Here is a 5,324-nt window from a genome sequence, read left to right on the forward strand (position 1 = left end):
GAACTCCGCCGCGGGTCCACGGGGGCCACCGGGAACGGGCCGGGCCGGGCGGGCGGTAGCGTGGGCCGGTGCGATTCGGAGTGCTCGGTCCCCTGGCGGTGTGGACGGCGGACGGCCGGCCCGTACGGGTGCCCGAGCTGAAGGTCCGCGCGCTGCTGGCCGACCTGCTCGTCCACGGCGGCGGCCCCGTCTCCGCCGACCGGCTCGCCGACGACCTGTGGGGCGACGACCCGCCGGGCAACCCCGCCAACACGCTCCAGACGAAGGTCTCCCAACTGCGCCGCGCCCTGGACCTGGCCGAGCCGGGCGCCCGCGATCTGGTGGTGCACCGGCCCGGCGGCTACGTCCTGCGCGTCCCCGCCGACGCGGTGGACGCCGCCCGGTTCACCGCCCTGCTCGACCGGGCGCGGGCCGAGCGGGAGCCGCGCGTCACGGCGGACCTGCTGTCGGAGGCGCTGGGGGAGTGGCGCGGCCCCGCGTACGCCGACTTCCGCGACGCGGCGTTCGCCGGGCCCGCCGCCGCCCGGCTGGAGGAGCAGCGGCTGACCGCGCTGGAAGAACGCGCCGAGATACGCCTCGACCTTGGCGAACACAGCCTGCTCGCGGACGAGTTGGGCGAGCTGGTGGCCGAGTATCCGCTCCGTGAACGGCTGCGCGCCGCGCACCTGCGCGCCCTGTACCGGGCCGGCCGGCAGACCGAGGCGCTGGCCGCGTACGAGGAACTGCGCCACCGGCTCGCCGACGAGCTGGGGCTCGACCCGGGGCCCGCGCTGGTCGCGGTCCAGCGCGCGATCCTGACCCAGGACCCGGCGCTGGACGCGGCGCCTGCCGCCGCCACGTCGGCGGCGCGGCCGGGGACGAACCTGCCCGTGCCGCCCCCCCCGCTGACCGGCGGGGACCCCGCCGTGACCCGGGTGGCGGCGCTGCTGGCCGACGCCCGGCTGGTCACGCTGACCGGCCCCGGCGGCGTCGGCAAGACGCGCCTGGCGACGGCGACGGCCGCCCGCGTCGCGGCCGGGTTCCCCGACGGCGTGTGGCTGGCCGACCTGTCCGGTCGGCGCCCCGCCCGGGCCACCGCCGCCGCCGACGCGGTGGGGGTGGTCGGGGAGGGCGTGGCCCCGGCGATCGGCCGGCGGGACGAGCCCGCCGGAGCCAGGGCGGGTGTCCCCGCCGTGCCGCTGTCGCACCGGCTGGCCGACGCCCTGCGCGAGCGGCGCCTGCTGCTGGTGCTGGACAACTGCGAGCACCTGGTGACGCCCGCCGCCGAACTCGTGGCCCTGCTCCTGCGGAACGCCGGTGCGTCACGCGTCCTGGCCACCAGCCAGGAGCCGCTGGACATCCCCGGCGAGACCCTGCACGCCGTGGCCCCGCTGGACCTGCCCGCGCCCGGCGCCGACCCCGACCCGGCCGTCCTGGCGCGGGCGGGCGCCGTCCAGCTCTTCGTCGCCCGCGCCCCGGCCGCCGCCCCCGGGTTCCGGCTGGACGCCGCGACGGCGCCCTGGGTCGCGGTCGTCTGCCGCCGGCTCGACGGCCTGCCGCTGGCCCTGGAGCTGGCCGCCGCGCGGGTCCGCGCCCTCGGTGTGCGCGGTCTGGCCGAGCGGCTGGACGACCGTTTCCGCCTGCCGGCGGCCCGGGGCGGTGGCGGGCCCGCCCGCCAGCGGACGCTGCGCGCGATGATCGACTGGAGCTGGGAGCACCTGGCCGAGCCGGAACGGGTCGTGCTCCGCCGGATCGCGGCGCACCCGGGCGGCTGCGCCCCCGAGGCCGCCGAGGCGGTCTGCGCGGAACCCGGGTTCGCCGCCGGGGAGGTGACCGACGCGCTGGCGCGGCTGGTCGACAGGTCGATGGTCGTCGCCGAACCGGCCCCCGACGGCGGCACGCGGTACCGGCTGCTGGAGACCGTCGCCGCCTACGCCCTCGAACAACCCGACGCGGCCGGCGAGACCGGCCAGGTCCTGCGGCGCCGCGACGCCCACTACGCCGGGCTGGCCGAGGAGGCGGAGCCCCACCTCCACGGCAGGCGGCAACGGCGGTGGCTGGAGCGGCTGGACGCCGAGGCGCTGAACCTGCGGGCCGCGCTGGAGAGCGCCGCCGGGCGCGGCGACCGGGCCCTGGCCCTGCGGCTGGTGAACGCCCTGGCCTGGTACTGGTACCTGCGCGGCCGGCATCGCGAGGCCCACCGTTCGCTGGTGCTGGCGGGCGGGCTGCCGGGACCGGTGTGCGCCGAGGCCGTGGCGTGGGAGGCCGGGTTCGCGGTGCTGACCGGGGACGGCACCGATCCGCTGGGCCGGAGCCGGGCGGCGCTGGGCGCGCTGGCAGCCGCCGAGGCGGCGGAAGCGGCGGGGGCGCCGGACGTCCGGCGGGCGCGGTCGCGCTGGTTCCTGGCGCTGGCGCATCTGCACTTCGGGGCCGTCGCCCCCGGCAAGGAGCTGCTGGACGAGGCGCTGGCCGCGTTCCGGGCCCTGGACGACCGCTGGGGGGAGGCCGCCGCGCTGAGCGGCCGGGCCCGGCAGGCGGTGCTGGAGAGCGACCTGGTCACGGCGGAACGCAGCGGCGCCGAGAGCCTCGCGCTGTTCACGTCCCTCGGCGACGACTGGGGCCGTCTTCAGGCCACCGACATGCTCGGCTACGTGGCCGAGGTCGGCGGCGACTACGACCGCGCGGCCCGCCTGCACCGGGAGGGGCTGCGCGCCGCCGAGGCGCTGCGGCTGTGGACCGACGTCTCCTACCGCCTGTCGAGTCTGGGCCGGATCGCGCTGCTGACGGGCGACTTCGCACGGTCCACCGAGTTCCACGAGCGGGCGATGCGGCTGGCGGCGGAGCAGTCGAACCGGTTCGCCGAGGAGTTCGCCCGCGTCGGGCTCGGGCTCGTCGCCCGGCGGACCGGGGCCCTGGACGAGGCCGAGGCCCATTTCGAAGCCACGCTCGCGTGGAACCGGCGCCTGGCCGCCGACTACGGCGTGCCGTTCTACGGGCTGACGCTGCTGCTGGCCGAGCTCGGCTTCGTGGCCGAGCTGCGCGGCGACGCCGGGCGGGCCTCGGCGCTGCACCGCGAGGGGCTGGCGGCGGCCCGCGCCCTCGGCGACCCGCGGGCCGTCGCGCTGGCCCACGGGGGGCTGGCCGGGGCCGCGGCGCTGGCCGGTGACGCCGAGGAGGCGGCCCGGCTGCTGGGCACGGCGCACGCGCTGCGCGCGTCGGTCGGCGCGCCGCTGCCGCCCGCCGAACGCGGCGACGTGGACCGGGTCACGGCCCGGGCCAGGGCGGCGCTGGGCGACGACGGCTTCACCGCCGCGTTCCGCGTACCGGCCCCCTGACCGTCTCCGGTGGGCGTGGTCAGGTCGCGGCGGCTGCCCGGTCGGCGGGGGAGTGCTCGGCGGTGGCGCCGCGGATGAGGAGCCGGGCGGTGTGGGCGATGTGCTCGCGCAGCAGGCGGGCGGCGAGGTCCGCGTCGCGGCGGACGGCGGCGTCGAGCAGGGCCCGGTGCTCCCCGGCGATGTCGCGGTCCGGTTCGCGGCCGAAGGAGACCGACCACTGGAGGTAGAGGGCGGCCTCCTCGCGCAGGGCGCGGGCGGTGGCGGTCAGGCGGCGGTTGCGGCAGCCGTCGAGGAGCGCGAGGTGGAACGCCTTGTGCGCGGCGGCCCACGCGTCGCCCGGGTGGTCGGTGTCGCCGGGGCCGTGGAACGGGGTGCGCTCCAGCACGTGATGGGCGGCGACGAGCTGGGCCTCCCAGTTCATGTCGCCGTCGAGGACGGACAGGCGCAGCACGCTGGACTCGATCTCCGTGCGGGCGAACGTGAGGTCGGCGAGGTCCTCGTGGGAGAGCGGGACGACGGCGTACCCGTGGTGGGACTGGGTGGTGACGAAGCCCTCGGTGACCAGCCGGGTCAGGGCCTCCCGGGCGGCGCCGACGCTCGTGCCGTACCGGGCGCACAGCTCGGGGAACTTCAGCCGCTGCCCGGGGAGGAGCCGGCCGCCGAGGATGTCGGCCCGCAGCCGTTGGTACACGTCGCCGGCGCGGGTCGTCCCGTTGTCGCTCTTGGCCATGGCCCCAACCTAGCAGTCATGCGAAAACATCCGCATACTTTCGAATCTTCCTTACAGGTTCGCAAGCTGCTAGCCTCCGGGCATGCGTATCGCGAATGTTTCCGGGCGTCTGGCGCTGCTGCGCGCCGACGGCACGGCCGTGGATGTGGAACGGGCCAGTGGCGGCCTCTTCGGAGCGGACCCGCAGGTGGTGTACGAGCGGTGGGAGGAGTTCCGCGCGTGGGCGGCCGGGGCGGAGCTGCCGGAGGGCGAGCCCTTCGCGGCCGAGGCGCTGGGCTCCCCGGTCCCGGCGCCCCGTCAGGTGCTGGCCGTGGGGCTGAACTACCGGGCGCACGCGGCGGAGTCGGGGTTCGCCGTGCCGGAGGGCCTGCCGCCGGTGTTCACCAAGTTCGTCACGGCCATCACCGGCCCGGTCACCGAGGTGACGCTGCCCGAGGGCGGGAACACCGACTGGGAGGTGGAACTGGTCGCCGTCATCGGCACCCGGGGCCACCGGGTGGCCGAGGCCGACGCGTGGTCCCACGTGGCCGGTCTTGCGGTGGGCCAGGACCTGTCCGAGCGGGTCGCGCAACTCGCCGGTCCCGCACCGCAGTTCAGCCTCGGCAAGTCCCACCCCGGGTTCGCCCCGATCGGCCCGTGGCTGGTCACGCCCGACGAGTTCGACAACCCCGACGACCTGGAGCTGGGCTGCTCGGTCAACGGCGAGGAGGTGCAGAAGGGACGCACCGGCGATCTCATCCTCTCCCTGCCCGTCCTGATCGCCCGGCTGTCCGCGGTGGTGCCGCTGCTGCCCGGCGACGTCATCTTCACCGGCACGCCCGCCGGGGTGGGCCTGGGCCGCACCCCGCAGCGCTTCCTCGCCCCCGGCGACGAGCTGGTCAGCCACATCGAGGGCATCGGCGAACTCCGCCAGACCTTCACCGCCTGAGTGACGAAGGAGTCCGACCCATGGCGCTGCACCGACTGGCCTCCGTGACGATGGGGGTCCCCAACACCGACGCCACCCGCGCCTACTACACCGACTTCGGCCTCGGCCCGGAGGGCGACGGCTGGTTCACCACACGGGACGGCGGACGTCAGTTGCGCGTCGTGGACGCGCCCACCCGCCGCCTGATCGAGATCGTCGTCGGCGCGGACGACCCCGACGACCTGTCCGCCGCCGCCCTCCTTCATCAGACCCGACGACCTCGCCGGCCTGATGACCGGAAGCCACAGCGGCTCATGAACAAGGTCATCCACAGCGCCGCCGAAGCGGTGGCGGACATCGGCGACGGCGCGTC

The 5,324-nt window shown here is 76.9% G+C and carries 3 protein-coding genes and 1 pseudogene; 3 read left to right on the forward strand and 1 reads right to left on the reverse strand.

Annotated elements, in window-relative coordinates; all coding sequences use genetic code 11:
* The first annotated feature begins 68 nt into the window (after positions 1–68).
* Positions 69–3,314, forward strand: coding sequence for an AfsR/SARP family transcriptional regulator (locus tag BN2279_RS07120; protein ID WP_059007596.1), 3,246 nt, complete (start codon positions 69–71; stop codon positions 3,312–3,314).
* Positions 3,315–3,333: 19 nt separating this feature from the next.
* On the opposite strand, the gene BN2279_RS07125 is transcribed toward BN2279_RS07120, so the two are convergent.
* Positions 3,334–4,044 carry a GntR family transcriptional regulator gene (locus tag BN2279_RS07125; protein WP_059007598.1) on the reverse strand — a complete coding sequence of 237 codons (711 nt, stop codon included), beginning with the start codon at positions 4,042–4,044 and terminating at the stop codon, positions 3,334–3,336.
* An 82-nt stretch (positions 4,045–4,126) separates the two neighbouring features.
* Here BN2279_RS07125 and BN2279_RS07130 point away from each other — a divergent pair, with 82 nt between their 5' ends.
* Both BN2279_RS07130 and BN2279_RS07135 read left to right on the forward strand, forming a co-directional pair.
* On the forward strand, positions 4,127–4,972 hold the full coding sequence (locus BN2279_RS07130) for a fumarylacetoacetate hydrolase family protein (RefSeq protein ID WP_059007599.1): 846 nt from the start codon (positions 4,127–4,129) through the stop codon (positions 4,970–4,972).
* A 20-nt stretch (positions 4,973–4,992) separates the two neighbouring features.
* Positions 4,993–5,324 (forward strand): annotated as a pseudogene (locus tag BN2279_RS07135) (hypothetical protein); the annotation flags it as partial.

The sequence above is a fragment of the Streptomyces specialis genome, from assembly GCF_001493375.1.
Classification (GTDB): Bacteria; Actinomycetota; Actinomycetes; order Streptomycetales; family Streptomycetaceae; genus Streptomyces; species Streptomyces specialis.

Excerpts from the sequence above, each read along its gene's own strand:
- BN2279_RS07130 (WP_059007599.1), top strand. The coding sequence starts at position 4,127 with ATGCGTATCGCGAATGTTTCCGGGCGTCTGGCGCTGCTGCGCGCCGAC.
- BN2279_RS07125 (WP_059007598.1), bottom strand. The coding sequence starts at position 4,044 with ATGGCCAAGAGCGACAACGGGACGACCCGCGCCGGCGACGTGTACCAA.